The 17915-nt window shown below is 46.6% G+C and carries 18 protein-coding genes; 3 read left to right on the top strand and 15 right to left on the bottom strand.

The genetic code is table 11. The features are described 5' to 3' along the window. Positions 1-19: 19 nt before the first annotated feature. From NFI81_RS00545 to NFI81_RS00530, 4 genes are all read right to left on the bottom strand, one after another. Positions 20-1441: an alanine/glycine:cation symporter family protein gene (locus tag NFI81_RS00545; protein WP_234614824.1), complete on the bottom strand. Its 1422-nt coding sequence runs from the start codon at positions 1439-1441 to the stop codon at positions 20-22. A gap of 153 nt (positions 1442-1594) precedes the next feature. Beyond that, positions 1595-2566: an alpha/beta hydrolase family protein gene (locus NFI81_RS00540; protein WP_254410605.1), complete on the bottom strand. Its 972-nt coding sequence runs from the start codon at positions 2564-2566 to the stop codon at positions 1595-1597. Between the two features lie 79 nt (positions 2567-2645). Then, complete coding sequence (locus NFI81_RS00535; protein ID WP_234614826.1) at positions 2646-3962, bottom strand: outer membrane protein assembly factor BamB family protein; 1317 nt, start codon at positions 3960-3962, stop codon at positions 2646-2648. Further along, complete coding sequence (locus NFI81_RS00530; protein ID WP_234614827.1) at positions 3934-4311, bottom strand: DUF4890 domain-containing protein; 378 nt, start codon at positions 4309-4311, stop codon at positions 3934-3936. Before NFI81_RS00530 ends, NFI81_RS00535 begins: the two co-directional genes overlap by 29 nt. 252 nt (positions 4312-4563) lie before the next feature. Between NFI81_RS00530 and NFI81_RS00525 the strand changes: the two genes are divergently transcribed. The 3 genes from NFI81_RS00525 (at position 4564) to NFI81_RS00515 (ending at position 6868) form a co-directional block, all read left to right on the top strand. Continuing rightward, complete coding sequence (locus tag NFI81_RS00525; protein WP_234614828.1) at positions 4564-5592, top strand: sensor histidine kinase; 1029 nt, start codon at positions 4564-4566, stop codon at positions 5590-5592. After that, a complete protein-coding gene (locus NFI81_RS00520; RefSeq protein WP_234614829.1) occupies positions 5589-6338 on the top strand; it encodes a LytR/AlgR family response regulator transcription factor in 750 nt (249 codons plus the stop codon). Before NFI81_RS00525 ends, NFI81_RS00520 begins: the two co-directional genes overlap by 4 nt. 62 nt (positions 6339-6400) lie before the next feature. After that, a complete protein-coding gene (locus tag NFI81_RS00515; protein WP_234614830.1) occupies positions 6401-6868 on the top strand; it encodes a GNAT family N-acetyltransferase in 468 nt (155 codons plus the stop codon). Positions 6869-7054: 186 nt separating this feature from the next. Here the strand turns inward: NFI81_RS00515 and NFI81_RS00510 are convergent, their stop codons facing one another. The 11 genes from NFI81_RS00510 to NFI81_RS00460 all read right to left on the bottom strand — a co-directional run bounded on the left by NFI81_RS00510 (position 7055) and on the right by NFI81_RS00460 (position 17865). After that, a complete protein-coding gene (locus NFI81_RS00510; RefSeq protein ID WP_234614831.1) occupies positions 7055-7531 on the bottom strand; it encodes an OsmC family protein in 477 nt (158 codons plus the stop codon). A 34-nt stretch (positions 7532-7565) separates the two neighbouring features. Beyond that, positions 7566-7811 (bottom strand): O-methyltransferase, encoded by a 246-nt coding sequence (locus NFI81_RS00505; protein WP_234614832.1) that lies wholly within the window; start codon positions 7809-7811, stop codon positions 7566-7568. Positions 7812-7819: 8 nt separating this feature from the next. Beyond that, complete coding sequence (locus NFI81_RS00500) at positions 7820-8281, bottom strand: SRPBCC domain-containing protein (RefSeq protein WP_234614833.1); 462 nt, start codon at positions 8279-8281, stop codon at positions 7820-7822. A gap of 106 nt (positions 8282-8387) precedes the next feature. Continuing rightward, on the bottom strand, positions 8388-11945 hold the full coding sequence (locus tag NFI81_RS00495) for a carboxypeptidase regulatory-like domain-containing protein (protein ID WP_234614834.1): 3558 nt from the start codon (positions 11943-11945) through the stop codon (positions 8388-8390). A gap of 231 nt (positions 11946-12176) precedes the next feature. Continuing rightward, positions 12177-12644 (bottom strand): hypothetical protein, encoded by a 468-nt coding sequence (locus NFI81_RS00490; protein WP_234614835.1) that lies wholly within the window; start codon positions 12642-12644, stop codon positions 12177-12179. A gap of 199 nt (positions 12645-12843) precedes the next feature. Continuing rightward, the gene (locus tag NFI81_RS00485; RefSeq protein ID WP_234614836.1) at positions 12844-13545 is read right to left on the bottom strand and encodes a pseudouridine synthase; all 702 of its coding nucleotides are present in this window, start codon (positions 13543-13545) and stop codon (positions 12844-12846) included. After that, complete coding sequence (locus tag NFI81_RS00480) at positions 13546-14277, bottom strand: class I SAM-dependent methyltransferase (RefSeq protein WP_234614837.1); 732 nt, start codon at positions 14275-14277, stop codon at positions 13546-13548. It lies immediately after the preceding gene. A 33-nt stretch (positions 14278-14310) separates the two neighbouring features. After that, a complete protein-coding gene (locus NFI81_RS00475; protein WP_234614838.1) occupies positions 14311-15042 on the bottom strand; it encodes a DUF1361 domain-containing protein in 732 nt (243 codons plus the stop codon). A 162-nt stretch (positions 15043-15204) separates the two neighbouring features. Beyond that, complete coding sequence (locus NFI81_RS00470) at positions 15205-16479, bottom strand: DEAD/DEAH box helicase (protein WP_234614839.1); 1275 nt, start codon at positions 16477-16479, stop codon at positions 15205-15207. A gap of 250 nt (positions 16480-16729) precedes the next feature. Then, positions 16730-17197 (bottom strand): YdeI/OmpD-associated family protein, encoded by a 468-nt coding sequence (locus NFI81_RS00465; protein WP_234614840.1) that lies wholly within the window; start codon positions 17195-17197, stop codon positions 16730-16732. Positions 17198-17223: 26 nt separating this feature from the next. Continuing rightward, positions 17224-17865 (bottom strand): 3-keto-disaccharide hydrolase, encoded by a 642-nt coding sequence (locus tag NFI81_RS00460; protein ID WP_234614841.1) that lies wholly within the window; start codon positions 17863-17865, stop codon positions 17224-17226. Positions 17866-17915 lie beyond the last annotated feature (50 nt).

Genomic DNA, 17915 nt, shown 5'->3' with positions numbered 1-17915 from the left:
TTATTTCATTCTTGCAATTTCAAATCCATTCTTCTGCATTTTTCACTCCTAGCCTAGAAGCATTGTAGACGGGGTCTTTGCCCTGCTTTTTCTGCGCCTGATAATCTTTCAAAGCGTCCAGTGCAGGCTTTCTCAGCAGTAGAATGGCAATAATATTAAGCCACGCCATCATTCCTACGCCAATGTCCCCAATTGTCCAGGCAAGTTCGGCAGTCTTCACAGATCCGTAAAAAGTAGCAGCCATGATCAAGCCTCGTAACATCCAAAGCATTATTTTGCTGTCACCATCCTTCATCAAATAACTAAGATTGGTTTCTGCAATGTAGTAATAGGCCATGATGGTCGTAAATGCAAAGAACAGCAGCGCTATGGAGACAAATCCGCTTCCCAGAGCTGGAAAGTGCGCGTTAATCGCCTGCTGCGTAAATTCGGATCCGATTGCCATGCCTTTCACGTTTTCTACGAGAAACCCACCATTGGGATTGACCACATTGAACTTGCCTGTAAAGAGAATCATTAATGCTGTGGCCGTACATACAAATAAAGTGTCAACATAGACGGAAAATGCTTGAACAAGGCCCTGCTTAACGGGATGGCTCGCTTCTGCGGCAGCAGCGGCGTGTGGTGCTGTGCCCTGCCCTGCCTCATTAGAATAAATACCGCGCTTAACACCCCAGGAAACAGCCATGCCAAAAATGCCGGCAAATGCGGGTTCCATATCAAATGCCGAGCGCAAGATTAGACCAAATACCGCGGGAACTTGCGTGATATTGATGGCAATAATGACCAGCGCCATCAGAATATATGCACCCGCCATGAACGGGACAACCAGTTCAGCCACCTTACCAATCCGTTTTACTCCGCCAAAAATGATCAGCCCGAGCATGATTGTAATGGCCGCACCCGTCATTTCAACCGGGATGTCAAATGCAGTTTTTGCGCTCGTAGCTATGCTGTTGCTCTGGACACCGGGCAAAAACAATGCGGTGCTGGCAATGGTAGCAACTGCAAACAGTGTTGCGTACCATTTTACGCCCAACCCTTTTTCTATATAAAATGCGGGGCCTCCCCGATATTGCCCGTCTTTGACCTGCTTATAGATTTGCCCGAGTGTGGCTTCAACATAGGCCGATGCCGCGCCTAGAAATGCAATCGCCCACATCCAGAATACGGCGCCGGGTCCTCCCATTGCAATGGCAGTTGCGACACCCGCAATGTTACCGGTACCTACCCTTCCCGATATTGCAATCGCAAAAGCCTGAAACGATGAGACACCTTTCTCAGATGCCTTATTGCCAAAAAGCAAGGTGACCATATCCTTTAAAAACCTGACTTGTAAAAAGCGGGTAACTATCGAAAAATAGATCCCTGTTCCAAGGCAGAGTGCAATGAGCGCGTTGCTCCAAATCACACTATTAATTGAATTGACGATTTGCTCCATGAAGGGGGTTTAGAGGGTAGATTAAAAATCTTGCTTCTGCTGCCTAAATAAAACCAAAATTTATTGACTCCTGGTTACTTTCCAGCAAATAGTTTCTTTATCTCTTACATCAGACTGGACACATTCCGGAGATAGAACCTGTTTTGCAATAAACTAGCGGCCCGTTAATCTTTTAACCTCGACCCCATCGCTCCACTTACCCATGAACGTCTGTTCTTTTGTGTCGGTGAAGGCGGTAGGGCATCCTTTGTTGTTCCTGCTGCAATCGATCAGGGCGTCGGCGAGGCGCCAGTAGCAATAATAGTCGGTGGCATCCACTATCGGCGAAGCGGCCAGTTTGCCGTCTTTGCTGTCAAAATCCAGGTCGGCACCCGTTGGTTCATTGTGTTCGGCTGTGATCGAATCGCTTCCATAGCCATCCGGAAGATGCATCAGCAGCGCTTTATTGGCGGCTTTGACCAATTGTGATTCATTATACACTTTTTTCATAAAAACGCTGTCCACGACGGTGTCTTGCTTCTCAATGATCATTAGCAACTTCAAGGACTCGGACAGACCTGCATAGGATTTTGCCTGACCGGACGGAACCGGCCCGACGCCAGCGGCAGCTAAAAAGATGCCTTTTGGCATCGGTACGCCAAGTTCGGCAGCATTGAGTGCCAGATTTGCACTTACCACACCTCCATAGGAATGACCAATGATAATAAGCTTATCTGTCTCGGCTTTGATTTTCAATTCATCTGATGCTAAAACCTTCAAGGCCCTTTTTATTGCGGCGGCGGCATTGGGCGTAAATTCTGCCGGCTTGGTCCGCGCGTCCTTTTGATAGCGGGGATAGATCACAATGTTGCCTTGCCTTACCAAATGTTTGATCCAGGCTCCATAATTGGCCGGATTCCAGCCGCCATAGCCATGATTAAACACAATAACCGGTGCCAAGGCCGGCGCGGGAGATGACGGCAGATACAACCAGTAACCTGTGGGCCCGTCATCGTAATTTTTCTTGATCACCTCTTCATGCTGATAAGAACTGCCACCATAGCCAGACATTAGTTGGCCTGGCTGACTGGGCTTGCCAGGATCGGGTGTGCTGTTCTGACAACTTGCCGCTATTGAAATGAGCATTATCAATCCTGAGATTACTCGCATTGTTATCATATGCTGTTTGTTTTTTGAATAAAAATTGAATTTTGAATAGCTAGAATTATTTCGGCCGGAAGGCAAACAAAGTCCCGTCAAAGCCCGGCACATACACATTGCCTTCTCCACCTATGGTCGTGCCGACCGTAAAGAGCGTTTTGCCGGGAAAATGCACACGATCAAGGACTTCGCCTGTTTTTGTGTTTACGATCACCAGGTCTTTGTAAGATTTGTTGGGTGAACCTGCAACGGTGGCAAAAGCCAGGTTTCCGGCCGTCTGCATAGGCAATCCCAGGTGGTTCAGGCTGTCATTTTTCCACACCAGTTTAGCTTCCTGTCCCATGTCCTGAATGCACATTAATGGCGCGCCACCGCCGCCAGCAGGCATAATAAGGCCTTCGGGCGAGGTGGATTGGCTCCCGCCGGGCTCATAACCCATGGCAAATTCCCAAATACTGTTGCCAGTCGCTGCCTCGATAGCATGCAGACCGCCTGCATTGTCGTTGACATAAATGCGCGAGCCGTCTGCGGATATATCCGGGCTCGAAGCGCTGCCGCCGGGTAGCGCTGTATGCTCCCACAATGGTTTGATAGACGGGCCGTTCTTTTCGGAATAGACCATTGCCCGTACGCCTGCTTGCACCGCGCCCGGTGCCCAGTAAGTAAAAAAGAACCTGCCCGTTTGCTGGTCGATGGCAAGCGTGTTTGCGCAGGGGCAGTCCGCAGTACCACGCATACAAGCCCTGGGATCAAAGTTCGGATCAGACGGAGGTTCGCCTGAAAGCGGGTGCGGGTTTAAAACCAATGATCCGTTTTTTCTGTCGAGCACGTAAATCATGCCGATGTGCGTAGTGAAGATCAACCTGCCAGTCTGTGTAAATTGTGCCGAGAGCGGAAAGCCCTGGATCTCCGTTTCCCAAAGCAAGTTCCCCAACGCGTCGAATGCATGCATGGCTTCGTTGTCAGCAATAAAAAGTCGTCCCTGCTCATCAAGGAGCGCAGACGAAGCAACGGCAAACTTGTTTACCTTGTCGGTACACCAAACCGTTTTTCCTGTCTGCGGATCCAATGCGTACAAATGGCAATCACCTGCATTGGTAGTCATGTAAACTTGTCCTTGCCTACCGATGGTCGGCCCAAGATTTATGGTGCCTTCGAACTTACGTTGCCATGCTAGTTCAACTTTGCGGGGACCTTGTAATGACGAGTAATCGGAATTGCGGCTGTCGGCATGCACAGCCGACCAGCCTGGCCCATAGGCTGAATCCAAAATCTCAGATCCGGCCGGTTCACTGGTTTTGCACTCTGCCAAAAGCAATCCAGCCATTAGCAAGCCTTGTTGCAAAAACCGGCTAAGACTTCCTGTTCTTTCTGATTTCATCTTTTCTCTCCTGTTGCTGCTGCTTAAACTGATTGAATTGTTCCTGGCTCAGAACCTGTTTCAGTTCTGCCTCCTTTTCACTTTGTAAAGCCCGGACGGCTTTCAGTTTGGACATTTTGTTTGCGTTGCCGAGCATGATCGGATCCAGTTTTTGAGCGTACACAAGATTTATACTTTCCACTTTTCGGATCTGCGCCGAATCTAGTTTAAGGATGCTGGCCATGCGCTGCGTCTGCATTTTAGCGCGTTCTGCGGCGGGTTTGTCCGTTAGCAACTTTTGTGCGAACAAGGGATTTGAAAGGAGTACCAGGCCAAAAAGCGCAGTAATGATCACATGTTTCTTTTCCATGGTTAGACAGATTTTGGTTGTTTCTGTGTCAAACCAACCTTGGAAATTCATCAAATGGAAAAGTATTCATTGGGTATGGTGATTTCCCACATAAAATCAGCCAAATTCCCTCTAAGCAGTATGAAACTACTATCAAAGTCCATTCATGTGAAAAAAGGATTCGTTCATAGGAGGAATTTGTAAGTTGAGCGGAGATTTTTTTGCGTGAATCGCTTTTATCTTACACTTGCAGGTACAAACGATTGAAATACAATGGATAGCAGAGGGCGAAACTATAATTTAGCCAATCCGTATTTGTTCTGGATTTGTTACTGGCTGATCTGGCTCTTCCTGTTTTCCAGTTTTCAACCGTTTGGCAATGCGGTTTGGGTAGCTACCGTCAATGTGGCTGTTCAGGGAATTGTTGCTTTTGTGACGATCCGTTTTTTGATCCCGCGTTATCTCGAAAAAAGAAAATATCTGGCGCACGCGGCACAGGTTGCGATCTTGATTTGTCTGCTAACCATACTTTTTATGAAACTTACCGAGCCTGGTTTGCATTTGCTACCAGCCAAACGTGAAATCAAGTATCCGCGGGTATTCCAGTTTGGCAGGATGTATTTTTTCCTGTTTTTGATCCACATCACTAGTACAGCTTACAAGTTTGCATCCGATCGCTTTTATGCATTGCAGCGCCAGTCGGAGCTGCTCAGGGAACAGTTGGAGACGGAGCTGCAAGTCCTGAAAAATCAGATCAACCCGCACTTTCTATTTAATACATTAAACAATGTGTATACGCTGGCCTACCTCAAAGATGACAACGCTGCGCCCATGATTATGAAGCTCTCCGAATTGCTGCGTTACACCCTTTATGATTGTCAGGCCGACCGCGTTAAGCTTGAAAAAGAGGTGGAGTTTTTGCGTAATATCATTGCCATGCAACAGCTTAAATCGGATGCTTATCAAAAGCATATTGCGTTTGAAACCTCCGGCGTGCAGCCCAACCATTTCATTGCGCCGTTGCTCCTTCTGGTATTTATTGAAAACAGTTTTAAATTTTCAGACTTGGATACGAATCCCGACGGGTATATCCATATCTCATTAAGCGTAGACCGTGCCGCAACCATGCATTTTGAATGCAGAAATACCAAAAAGCTACTTTTAAGCCAGGAGCCAAAAGCAGGAATCGGGCTGGCTAATGTGCGCAAACGACTGAAATTGATTTACCCTGAAAATCACGAATTGCAGCTATCTGAGGTGGATGATAAATTTGTAGTCAGCTTAAAAATATTTCGTTTATGATTTTGAATTGCCTGATCGTAGATGACGAGCTGCTTGCCAGGCGGCTGCTAACCGATTATGTGGCTAAAATACCGGCATTAAACCTGGTTGCTGCCTGCGCATCTGCGATGGAGGCGCAAAGTTTTTTGCAAAAACAGCGAATTGATTTATTATTCCTCGACATCCAAATGCCGGATGTAACCGGGCTTTCTTTTCTGAGGTCATTACAAAAAAAACCAGTTACTATCCTTACAACAGCTTACACGGAATACGCCCTGCAAGGTTACGAGCTTTTTGTGCTGGATTATCTGCTAAAACCAATTTCCTTCGAGCGGTTTTTCCAGGCAGCAAGTCGTGCGATCGAATATATTGGCCTGCTTAACAGCAAAGTTCCCGTTATTACTGGCGACGCTGATATTGTATTAAGAAACGATGGGCCTAATAATGAATACCTATTTGTTAAATCCGATTTTAAAATCCACAAAATCGCTTATAGCAGCATAGACCTCATTGAAGCCTATGGGGAATATGTGCTTATTTTTAGTGGGAAGGAGAAGATCATGACTTTGGGCCAATTGGGCAAAATGGAACAGGTGCTGCCCCGGCCGGGATTTGTGCGCGTGCACCGCTCTTTTATCGTGAATTTTGCAAAGGTTGACGCTATGCAGGGTAACACCATTTATATAGGAGAAAGACAGGTTCCGCTCAGCAAAAGTTATCGTGAAACATTCATGGAACTGGTTCAAAACGGCAGGACTTTTCCATAGATTTATCGAAATCCAATTCAACACCCACTGCGCTTTTTTACAACAATTTATTCCCCCGTTACATGTCAGAAATTTTTGTCAGAACCGCTACTATATCCGATTTGTCCACGTTAAGATCTTTTGAGCAAGGTGTTATCATGGCCGAGCGCCCTTTTAATCCGCTGATCAAAAATGATCCTGTCCATTATTATAACATCGAGGAAATGATTGTGGCCTCCCACATTGAGATCGTCGTTGCAGAACTTGGTGGCGAGCTGGTCGGCTCTGGTTATGCACGCATTGAAAACGCCAGGCATTATTTAAAGCACCAGCAGCATGCGTATCTGGGTTTTATGTATGTCAAGCCGGAACACCGTGGAAAAGGAATAAATCAGAAAGTGATCGAGACATTGAAGAAATGGGCTATCCTTCAAGACATAACGGAGCTGCGGCTAGACGTGTATGACGAAAATGCTCCGGCTATCAGGGCCTATGAAAAAGCAGGCTTTAAAAAGCATCTTGTCGCCATGCGGTTTGGTGTTAATGAATAGCAAACAGGCATCATTCACTTCCCATTTTCATTTTGTCGGGATTACGCATAATATACATTTTCGAAAAAGTCATTTCATCTATATCAATACAAAAGATCGTATCGGGGAAAATATTATAAGCCACTGAAAACAAATAGGATTTATACGATGGCAATGCGTCTTTCATTAGGGAATTCCAAACTGGCGTTATAGATCTGCCACGTGAACAATGGCACGGTGCAAAACGGGAAAGTTGACCGAATTTGCAATGAAGCATAATTTGTTTGCCTCTGCGTGCAGGCTCATCGCTTTCTCTGCCATCGACTGATCCGATACGGTCACTACCGGATGAAGCAACACTTCCGAAAACCTGCCTCCGCCATTCGGCGTTTCGAGCATAGTCCCGGAAGCCTTATCCATATATTCGACAACTCTGACAGAGGCTTCTGAGCACAAATGAAGATACCACAACATGTGGCAGGACGACAATGAGGATAATAACAGTTCTTCCGGATTGTACCTGGTGGGATCACCCCTGAAAGCCGGATCTGAGGAGCCATGAATGGCTGGTTTGTTCTCAATTTCGATGACATAATCACGTCCGTAGGCCTGGTAGCTGGCAGTGCCGGCCCCTTTGTTGCCAGTCCATGTGGTTGTTGCAGCGTAGTGATGTTCTTTGCTCATGGCTTTTTTTGTGTTTTCTTAAATGCGCTGTTTCCTATTTTCTCCGACAAATAAACTCTCCATTGCCAATTGGCACGGTGAGACAGTCGAAGCGGGGATCGGCGAGCGCATTGTTGATCATGGCTTCCAGCGCCTGGAATTGATCCGTTGCATTGTCGGCCACAATCAAACCATTCCGAACCATTTTTTTGGCAATTGCATCAAAGCATGGCTGATAGATCTCTTTCCTGGCGTCCAAAAGCATTCTTGCTTTAAGTTCTTGCGAAATTTCGCTGAACATGCTTATGGTTATTGATTTTCACAATATGCTTTAAATGCTTCCAGAATTTTGGGCCAGCCTTGCTGCGAATCCATGGCCTCGGCATACCCGGTCGCGCCATCGCCGTGGCTTTCAAAATTACTGTGGATCAACGTAATATCTGTTACTTCATGCGACGATTCAGTAAAGAGGATGGTTACCAAGCTCGCTTTATCCGGATTTGGTTCGGGAATTCGCGTTGGGCTGATTTGCCAGGTAAAGCTTAATTGCACATTTTTGGTCAGTTCCGTGACCCGACCCCAATCGCATCGAAAACCGAACGGGCCTATTTCGGTGCACAAACCATTGACCTGAGGGTTGATCCGGATTTCAACCAGCTTCTCTCCCGACCATGTGTATTCCTTCGGCCACCACGCATTCAAATCATAAATGAATGAGTTAAATGCAGCATGAGAAGTGGCTTGCACGATGATTTTCTTTGTTACATCCATAAAGTTTACCCTTATGTCTTGCTTGGGTTAATTTTGTGACAATATTATTTCGATAAATTTAGGTTGTCTGATCATAACACTACGACATCCGGGTTCAGTCACAATTTTATTGAATCTGAACCAATTGAACGCCATGCACCGGACGACCATCAGCTGTAATGCCTTGTATCACCACGCGTAGCGTTCTCACAACGTCTGACAGCGGAAAACGTAGCTGGCTGTTTCCCTGGCTATCGGTTTGGATCATTGGTTTCCAGTATAGCACATCCCGGTCATCAACGGGGCCGGAAATGGTGCTGGCGGTTACCTCGGCATCGTAGCGTGGAACATAAAATTCACGCTGCACGGATGGATAACCAATGAATTCAATCGGTGTCATGCCTTCGCCCGGTTTCGCGCTCACCTGCATTGAACGTGCACCTTTCGAGTAAAATGCAATAACCCCATTTCCTCCCCTAACCCCGTAAATACCAGCCGTACCAGCATTTTTCAACACTTCGACACGTTCAAAATCCCTAGGACTGAAGTACATTAAAGCGGTTCCATCAGGGTCGTGAACAGTCACTCCATCAATCAGAAACAATGGCTGCGTACCACTTTTATAGCTAGTCGCGCCACGTACAGTTACCATATACCCGGGCGGCTTTTGCGGTGCGGGCGCAGTCCGTTGTACGGTCACGCCCGCAAACCGCCCCCGGATCATTTCATATAAATTTGCATAAACTGGTGATTTTTCATCAAAGATAACAACGGCATCAGCCTCATTGTGCAGACTACGCATTTGAATATCATCGGGTCTTTCATTGTATTTCTGTGCTCGAACAGTTACTTCGTTTAGCTGTTTTGCCGCTTTATCACGGTATAGATCATTGCTTGCTTCTTGCCTGATCCGCGCAGCTTTCAGCTCAGCTTGCAGCATCGGCCAGTTTGGCGCAGCAGTCATCTTACCGAATTCCCATAGTTTGCCGGGCCTGTCCTGAACCAGAAAAGCTTCTTTGGCAGACATTTTTTTTGAGTTTCGCCCAGCGATCTGCACCATTAATTTTACAGTATCGGCAATAGCCATACCCGCCATCCGAAAGCGCCCCTGTTCGTCAGCCCCTGCCGATTTCACGAATGATTGCCCCGGTCCTGTGGTCGCCACAACAATCTGCGCGTCAGGTATGGGTTGATTTTTCAGATTTAAAATGCGTCCGCTGAGCGATACCCCACCGAGCGAATCAGCTTCCGGCGTGCCACTAACCCGTCGCCAGCCCTGGGTCAGCAGCAGGTCGTCCAGCGCTTTACGGGTTTCTGCCGAGTGATTCATTATGTATTGATTAGGGTTTTCAACATGTCCCCGCAGCTCTCCCGTTAGTAGCAAGTGCGCAGGCATATTGGCGTCGGCGGTGTCCTCAGGCACTTTACTGGCATCGGTAATCGACGCTGATAAAGCTGCTGATGCAGGTGATCCATTATCGTTCAGATTGACGCTAATGATGGCTTGTTCACGGGGCTGGTATTTGGTTTTGTTGAATTTCAATGTCACACGAACTGGCGCAACCAATTCCGGCACAAAAAACAATCGCTCGGCTTGTGGCTTAGCTGCGGCATTGTAAAGTGTGACTTGCGCAAGACCGGGCAACCAGCCCATCATCGGCAAGCTTATCTTCGCCAACCCATTTTGCAAGAAAATTTTTCGCTGATCGACGATCAGACCGCGTTGCTGGACAAGGATATACACAGAATCAGCCGCGGTCTGGTTAGTACTCCTGATCGTCAGTGCCAGGCGGGTTGTATCGCTAATCGCATCGGCTGACAGCAACAGTCCTTCGTGTTCGTGCTTAGGCAAAGGAACGTGTTGCAGTTGGTTGTTATAGGATACATCTGCATAATAAGTCCGCTGCGCCTTAGGCTCAATCACCACGCTGGTCATCCCCTGCTGATTGGTTTTAAAACGAACTATTTCAGCTCCTAAGTCGTCGACGATACGGCCTTCCAGGGATAGGCCGTGGCCATTGGGCGCCACAATTTTAATTCCCAGACGCGCTGGCAATCCCGAAATCCAGCGACCACCTTCCGGCAAAATCTGAATGTCTAATTGCTGCGCGACAGAATCGCTGTGTTTTAATGCATCATTACGAAACAAATTATAGATAGCCACAGAGCGCTCGAACGCGGGGCGTCGCTGTGCATCATCTTCATCGGTATAGGCGCGTAGGCGATATGTTCCCGTTGTAAGCGTATCCGACAGGCGAAAATTACCCTGCCCACGTCCATCAGCAATGCGTACCCACTGGTGCTGAACCAGTTTCCCGGTTGAGGTAAGCAGGTCGACATGCATAGCTGTCGCTCCACCAGCCCGCTGGTGACTGACAGCATCGAGTAAGTACGTGCTCATCCAAAGCCGGTCCCCGGTGGCATAAAAAGGTTTATCAATGTGCACAAACAATGCGGGAGCGAGCAACTTGAATCGTTCGTTGAAAGCCGCACTGATACTTCCCAGAGAGGTGTCAGATGGCGCAAGTTTTCCCAACGAGGCCAGAGGGCCCGTTGTAAGTGGCTCCATCCCGCTCACCTGGGGTTTCCAGTCGGCGGGCAACATGGTCGATAGCCTGTCATCACCCATTGAACCTTCCGCTTCCATACCTTCAGGCATCGTAATAATTCCATCGACAGTCATTTGCATCTGCCCACTGGGCAGTTTCATTTCCGTATAAGCGTAACGAGCATCCGGATAGGGCGAGAAACCCGAGGATGCTTTCGTATAGAATACGATCAGTTTCGCGGGCGAAACCAATCTGCGTTCGGTCGATAACCGACCCGGTTGAATCAACTTAGAAACCTGAATGGGAACCAAACGTTTGTATTCGCCTATCGCAGCGGCAAGCGTAATGGTCCGACGTTCGACGGAGATTGGCTTGGTGGCATCCTCCTGATAAACCAGAAAGCCAGCCTGCTCGAAGGTGTTGTCGATGAGACTGGCCATTAAATGTCGTGTAGATCCGTTATAAGCGATCAGCCGATTGCGCCTGAATCGGTCGGCCTGGCGTTCGTTTTCGGGTTTCAATTCTTCAAACCGGGCGGTTCCAGCAGAATATACCTTTCCCGACGATGCAGCATCGAAATGTTGTAGATCATAAATTAACCTATATCCCAGCGCCTGATTATCAATGATTAACGGCTCGTTAGCCTTTGCATACAGATGACCCTTATCCTCTTTGAAATTGAGCACTTCACTATTTACAAGCAGACACTGCCCGCCAAACGGCTCGCCAAAGAGTTGCTTTTTGAACTGTCGTAAATGTTTTTCTGACCGCTTCGAATTGCCCCTGACTGTCACGGCATCCAGCATTTGCTCACTTACTTTGAGCTGGAAATTAGCTTTTTGTGGAGACGTATTTTCAAATCGGATTTTTTGCGTAGCAGGTTCATACCCAACAAATGAAGCAACAATTTCGACCGAACCAAGTGGAATTGCAGCAAGCGCATATGCTCCTTTATCGTCCGTAACGGCCCCCTGCGTGCTGCCATTCACATATACATTGGCAAACTGCATAGGTTTTCCTGTCGCCGCATCTGTCACGAAGCCAGTCAACCGGGCTGTCGTTTGTCCATGAGCCGGCAGGCACGATCCTGAAAGTAAAGCGAAATTTATAAAGCCAATGAAGAACGAGTAACGCATAGTTATTAGATTACCCTCTAAAAAGAACTCCGCTACGTACTCATACCCATGGTTACTATGCAAAAGTCCTTCATAACAGGCTGAGCTAGCCTCAGGAATTTAGGACCGTAAATGCGCACCTGCACACCAAAGTAATAATGCTTTGCAGAAGGTAGGGAATCTATCTCCTGAAAATATCTCCAAAAAGTCGAATGGGGTTACATATTCAGCTGTTAGCCTCAAATATGTAGACTAGGACCAGGACCTGTTTGAGCTACGAATCCATGCATCTGCGGCTTCGGCATCTGTAAAAAAGTGCTCATTATCGCTGCTGTACAATGATTCGTATTTCTCAATTTTGGTAACATCCTGATGACAATGCGCAGCAGCAATGCACTGAACATTCCTTTTTTTAAAAATAATCATTTTTTCAGCCTCTTCCGGAAACATCGCAACGTAGCCGACCTTCCAGCCATAACTGGCCAGGTTGAGCGGGATAATGTTGCGAAACTGTTTGTGGGCTTCCAGATCGACAGCCTTAAAACCATACAGGTTTATGAAAATTTTGAATGCTCCCGAATCGGGCACTTGATCCAGCGCTGCATGCAATGTCTGTTCCCAGCGAATTACATCTGCATTTTCTATATCGCCGCTAATTTGTGTAATAATAAGCAGCTCGTCAGCGAACCAGTCGCTGCGTATGGTTTTTAATCGTGACATTTTTTTAATTGATAGAACATTTATCACCATAATTCTGGTGACAGCCTTTTTGTTCTAACAGTCGACAGAAAGCATGGAAAAGTCGACAAATGGAAATTTGGCGTTCCACAATGAGGGTGCCTGAGATACTTTTGCCTTAGCGTTAGGCATGCCTGTTAAGCATATCGGATGTCTCCAAGACTTTCTGAGACTTCTTTTGTCACGATAAATGCAGCAGATTCATCGCAGCAATAAAATTTGTCTGAAAAGGAGCCCTGAGTGTTTCCAACCGAATTTTAGACGGATGTAAAAACTCGATTTCCGACGCGTGCAACAGCATCTCATTCATCTCAAACCGTTCCTTAAAATACCGATTCTGCTTGTTGCATCCATGCGGGCGGTCGCCTATTATGGGATGAAAGATGTGAGCCATGTGCTTGCGGAGTTGGTGCATGCGGCCGGTGGTGGGTTTTAGTTCTACCAGGGAATAGCGCGAGGTGGGGTGTTTGCCAATGGCGAAGTCGACTTCCGTGCGTGCCAGTGTGCGAAGGGACGTGAAGGCTTCCTGGATCGCGCCGTCTTCTTTTTTTAACGGGTAATCAATGTCGAGCACGTCCGGCGTGTAGCCTCTGACAATGGCATGGTAAGTTTTCTCAACCTTGCCGTCCTGAAACTGCTGCTGCATGAGGCTGTTCATTTCTTCATTTAAGGCGAAGAGCAGGACCCCTGAAGTTTTCCGATCCAGCCGGTGCACAGGAAATACTTTTTGTCCGAGCTGGTCTCTCAACAGCTGAACGGCGAAGAAATCTGCATCGGCGGCAATCGGCGATCGGTGGACGAGCAGGCCGTTCGGCTTGTTGATGACGACGAGTTCTTCGTCCTGGTAGACTATCTGAAGGGGCAAGTGTATCGAATCTGTCACTTAAAATATGGATAGATCCTTTTCAGTCTTTTCCGTCAACACTGCATAAGCATTGGGTTTTATTCCCAAAAAATACGGAAATAACCGCAAGACGAAATGCTTGATTTTAGTCAGATAAAACCCTGACGGGTTATTCTTGAAAAGCGGTTTAATGACTTCGTCATGATACAGGTGGCAGATGTCGCTTTTGATCTGGAAGTTTTCAGACCTGAGCAGAAACCTGAGCAATGCGGGTGTATAAATGTTGATGTGCCCATAGGAAAGGAAATGTTTCACTTTTTTATCCACATAAAAAGAAAAATCAATGGGCACTTCGAAAATCTGATATTTCGAAACACGTTTGATTTCCCGCAGCAAAATCCGTTCATGTTCCACATGCTCTAATACGTGTGAACAGATTACCAGATCAAAATGATTGTCGGGATAGGGAATTTGGTAACCGTCGAAAAGGAGAATGTCGTTGAGATTTTTGATATTCTTGGATTTTATCAGACCGATTCCGCTTTCGGAAATCTCGACGCAATTTAAATCTTGACAATAATCCCACTGAGAAAGCCAGGAAAGTATGCTCCCCTCGCCTGCCCCGACTTCAAGCACATTTTTGAAACTGATATTCTTTGACAGTGCGACAATGTTTTGTGCCTTGTATTTGGCCCCGGTGTTTCGCCAGGAAACCGAGTCGTCGTTATACTGGGAAGAATAGGAATCTTTTACATTATCAGATATTTGCATATCGAAATAATTTTTATTTCATGGCTATAATCCTTAATCAACAACCTGATTTTTCTTACTGTATCTGATCCGGAAGCGGATGATGACCCATAGCACCAGATACAAAATCCCCAGCAGCATACCAATTTCCATGCTGAAGACCCAGGCTGTACGGTCCATCGCGCTCTCGATCAGGTTATTTAAAATGGCGTGTGGATCATGGATAATGTCCCAACTGTTCATGCGCCTTACCCTGCCCAGGTAAACCCCAAAGCCGGCAAGCGGGAGGCTTAACAACAAAAATGTAATGCTGACACGCCGTGAAAAAACGCGTCGCCATGACCGGTGAATCCAGTATAACGATAACAGCCCGTTGAAAAGGCTTACTTCTGCGTAAAAGAAAAGCATAATGACATCGTGCCAGGTCAGGTCGCGCTGGTAATCCACGGTTAAGTGGGCCAGGTCGGTGATCATATAAGGCGCATTGGGAAAGAATGCCAGCCAGACGGTGGTAAGTACGATCAGCGTAAAAGGAATTCTGCCGAAACGTTTGGTAAAATTGTCGGCCAGGAATGCTGTGATGAGTGGGATCCAGCTCAAAAACAGATTCCAGTCCATTGAAAAATCAACGGGGGAATTGAAAAAAATGCGAATAAGGTGAAAAAATACGGCAACCAGGCTTAACAGCAAAAGCAGCAAGAGCGAGAACAAACCCTCCATCGATATAATGGGCGGATCTGAGACGCTGAACTTATGGTTCCTTATCCAATCTATCAAACGGTCCAATAGTACGGTATTTTAGTTTATTCATGACGACTTAAAAAGTAAGCAAATGAAAAGCAAAAAAGGCATACTACATTTATATCAATATTATCGTTAAAATAAAAGTTGATATAATCATATTCCTTCGTCACTTCTGCTGCGTCATGTCTGACAAACGCTGACAGGCTAGGCCTGGGTAGGATTATTTGTTTCTGTTTTAGGTTTACGTCTTTTCGGTCTTGCAGATGATTTGTGGGCTGGCTTACCAGCAACCCCAGGTTTGCGACCGCCGGCTGCCCTGAAACGCCGTGGCTCAAATAGTGGAGCATCTCCAAGTCCCAGATCCTGGGTTATCGACCGCTTTTCAAGTTCTTTTTCAAAAAGCTTTTCGATTTTCAAAACATATTTCTGGTCTTGCTCATTAATGAACGTTATAGCCGTGCCTTTTGATTCCGCACGCGCCGTCCGACCAATGCGGTGAACGTAATCCTCGGGATCGCGCGGGACGTCGTAATTGACAACGTGGCTCAAATTATCAATATCAATTCCACGTGAAAGCACATCTGTTGCCACCAGCACGGGGAATTGCCTGTTTTTAAATTCTCTCAAAACAATCTCCCGGTCGGCCTGCTCAGAGTCTGATGAAATTCCCCTGGCAGCAAGGCCGAGCTTTCTCAATGCGCGCACAATAGGTTCAACAGTTGATTTACGCGAAGTAAAAAGCACCATACTGGTGTTTTCAACCTGACTCAGTAAATGCAGCAGTAATGGTAATTTTTGTTCGTCCTTTGCCATATAAAACTGCTGGTCAATGCGATCAACCGGCCGCGAAACCGCAAGTCTTATTTCCTCGGGATTTTGCAAAATGCGTTTTGCGAGCTCCCCGATTTTTGGCGGCATTGTTGCCGAAAACATAAGCGTTTGTCTCTTCGCAGGCAAAAAGCTCATGATCTTTAAAATGTCGCTGAGAAAGCCCATGTCCAACATTCTGTCGGCCTCGTCCAGCACTAAATGCTTCACGTTTCCAAAAGTCACGTAGCCAAGCTGCAAATGGGCGATCAGCCTTCCCGGAGTTGCAATAATGATGTCTGCACCTTGGGTTAATGCTTTTTTCTGCTGGTCCCACTCCGGTCCTTTGTTACCGCCGTAGACGGCAATGCTGGTAGCACCGACAAAGTATCCCAATCCCTGAATCTGCTGATCGATCTGCACGGCAAGCTCACGCGTTGGTACAAGGATCAATGCACCGGTGTGTTCGTTGCTTTCATGGGCAACTTTATCTAAAATAGGGATCAGATAGGCAGCCGTTTTTCCTGTTCCTGTTTGTGCGCAGGCAAGAAGGTCTTTACCACTAAGAATGTAAGGGATTGCTTGCTCCTGAATAGGTGTTGCTTGCTGGTAGTTCATGGAATCCACGGCGTTAAGCACGTCTTCGTGGAGTTCAAATTCATTGAAATTCAAAATTCAGCTTGTAAAAGTCCATAGATTTAAATGACTACAGACATGTTAAAAAAAGAGCTGACTTCAATATTTCCCAGTCAGCAAACCGCTCGATTTGAACAAATATAAAAAATATCCGGTTGAAAATGAAAACAAAGGCCAAGATACACGTGGCAAAATTGCTACTTTGTGCGTCCTGGCACTTGCTGCATTCATTTATATTATCTCTCCCAGCCAGTATCGCAGCGTTAGCGGCAAAGAAACTCAGCCATCACTTAACCTTCAACCTGTTGATCATCATAATGGCCCGATCAATACGCACCTGAACGGATTTGGCGCCCGCAACATAATAAATAATAGCGCGCTGGTGACTGGGTAACGATTCGTAGAAAAGGCGTTTGCCTTCCTCATCCAGTTCCAGCAATTCCTGCAACTCTTCGGGCATATCGCGGCCAAATTCACTTTCGTCTTTGCGAATTTGCACGTGCAATTTTTGGCCCAATACAAACTTCCCCTCCTGCCTGAGCGGCGTTCCTATATTAATGTAGAAGCCTCCCTCACCCTTCGGCCTGATTGCGCATTGAAAATCCACTTTATCATTCAACAGACACCTTACCCGCGCAGGCTTCCGGCCCTCGACAAACTGCACGGCAACTTCGTCGGGTACGATCATATAAAATTCGCCTCCCTTGCGTGGGAGGCGATCTAATGTTGATTCGAAACGGACAACATCTTCCATGCTGCAATGTTGATTCCTAAAAGATCTTATTCTGTTAACGGGCGAACCATAATGTCCTTGTACAGCACTACGCTTTTGGGATCATGTGCCTGCAATGCGAAGGTTCCGGCTTTCAGGAATTTGGTTTTCATATCACCCTCTCTTTTGTCCACATCAGATTCTTCGTAATCTACCACGACCTTATCATTGATCTTAATGGTGATGTGCTTGCCTTCTACTTTGATGTATTCGGTATACCATTCGTTATCCTTCACATACGTTTCTTTCACATCAACTACATTATACAAGCTTCCTGTGCGCTTATAGTCTGTATGCGACTGGTTCACCTGCACCTCGTAACCTTGCGACGGCCACCCATCTTCCTGATAAGCAGTATGGATAAAAATCCCTGAATTTGCGCCAGGTTTAGTCATCACCGTCGCTTTGAACTCAAAGTTTTTGAACATATGATTTTTCACGGGACCATCGTAAAACAAATGCGCCCGCGGGCCTGCTACCTGAATGTTTCCATCCACGATGGTGAACGAGGATGCATTTGCACCAATTTTCCAGCCATCGAAATTCTTTCCATTATAAATTGAGATCCAGCCGTCCTGGGCAACGGAAGAAAATGATAGACCAGCGCTCAAAAAAAGCGCCATACATAATGTAGTCAATGTTTTTTTCATAAGAAAGCAAGACGCGTTTGGTATTTGTGTGATGTGAACTCTTTTTTATT

It is taken from the genome of Dyadobacter fanqingshengii, assembly GCF_023822005.2.
GTDB classification, from domain to species: Bacteria; Bacteroidota; Bacteroidia; order Cytophagales; family Spirosomataceae; genus Dyadobacter; species Dyadobacter fanqingshengii.
Note: the sequence above shows the minus strand (reverse complement) of the source record. Positions and strands in the feature narration are given on the sequence as shown.

Bases quoted from the DNA above. Each gene is read 5' to 3' on its own strand.
- NFI81_RS00540 (WP_254410605.1), bottom strand. From the start codon at position 2,566: ATGCTCATTTCAATAGCGGCAAGTTGTCAGAACAGCACACCCGATCCT.
- NFI81_RS00480 (WP_234614837.1), bottom strand. From the start codon at position 14,277: ATGCAAATATCTGATAATGTAAAAGATTCCTATTCTTCCCAGTATAAC.
- NFI81_RS00515 (WP_234614830.1), top strand. From the start codon at position 6,401: ATGTCAGAAATTTTTGTCAGAACCGCTACTATATCCGATTTGTCCACG.
- NFI81_RS00500 (WP_234614833.1), bottom strand. From the start codon at position 8,281: ATGGATGTAACAAAGAAAATCATCGTGCAAGCCACTTCTCATGCTGCA.
- NFI81_RS00535 (WP_234614826.1), bottom strand. From the start codon at position 3,962: ATGAAATCAGAAAGAACAGGAAGTCTTAGCCGGTTTTTGCAACAAGGC.
- NFI81_RS00520 (WP_234614829.1), top strand. From the start codon at position 5,589: ATGATTTTGAATTGCCTGATCGTAGATGACGAGCTGCTTGCCAGGCGG.
- NFI81_RS00510 (WP_234614831.1), bottom strand. From the start codon at position 7,531: ATGAGCAAAGAACATCACTACGCTGCAACAACCACATGGACTGGCAAC.
- NFI81_RS00505 (WP_234614832.1), bottom strand. From the start codon at position 7,811: ATGTTCAGCGAAATTTCGCAAGAACTTAAAGCAAGAATGCTTTTGGAC.
- NFI81_RS00465 (WP_234614840.1), bottom strand. From the start codon at position 17,197: ATGGAAGATGTTGTCCGTTTCGAATCAACATTAGATCGCCTCCCACGC.
- NFI81_RS00530 (WP_234614827.1), bottom strand. From the start codon at position 4,311: ATGGAAAAGAAACATGTGATCATTACTGCGCTTTTTGGCCTGGTACTC.
- NFI81_RS00525 (WP_234614828.1), top strand. From the start codon at position 4,564: ATGGATAGCAGAGGGCGAAACTATAATTTAGCCAATCCGTATTTGTTC.
- NFI81_RS00495 (WP_234614834.1), bottom strand. From the start codon at position 11,945: ATGCGTTACTCGTTCTTCATTGGCTTTATAAATTTCGCTTTACTTTCA.
- NFI81_RS00490 (WP_234614835.1), bottom strand. From the start codon at position 12,644: ATGTCACGATTAAAAACCATACGCAGCGACTGGTTCGCTGACGAGCTG.
- NFI81_RS00460 (WP_234614841.1), bottom strand. From the start codon at position 17,865: ATGAAAAAAACATTGACTACATTATGTATGGCGCTTTTTTTGAGCGCT.
- NFI81_RS00545 (WP_234614824.1), bottom strand. From the start codon at position 1,441: ATGGAGCAAATCGTCAATTCAATTAATAGTGTGATTTGGAGCAACGCG.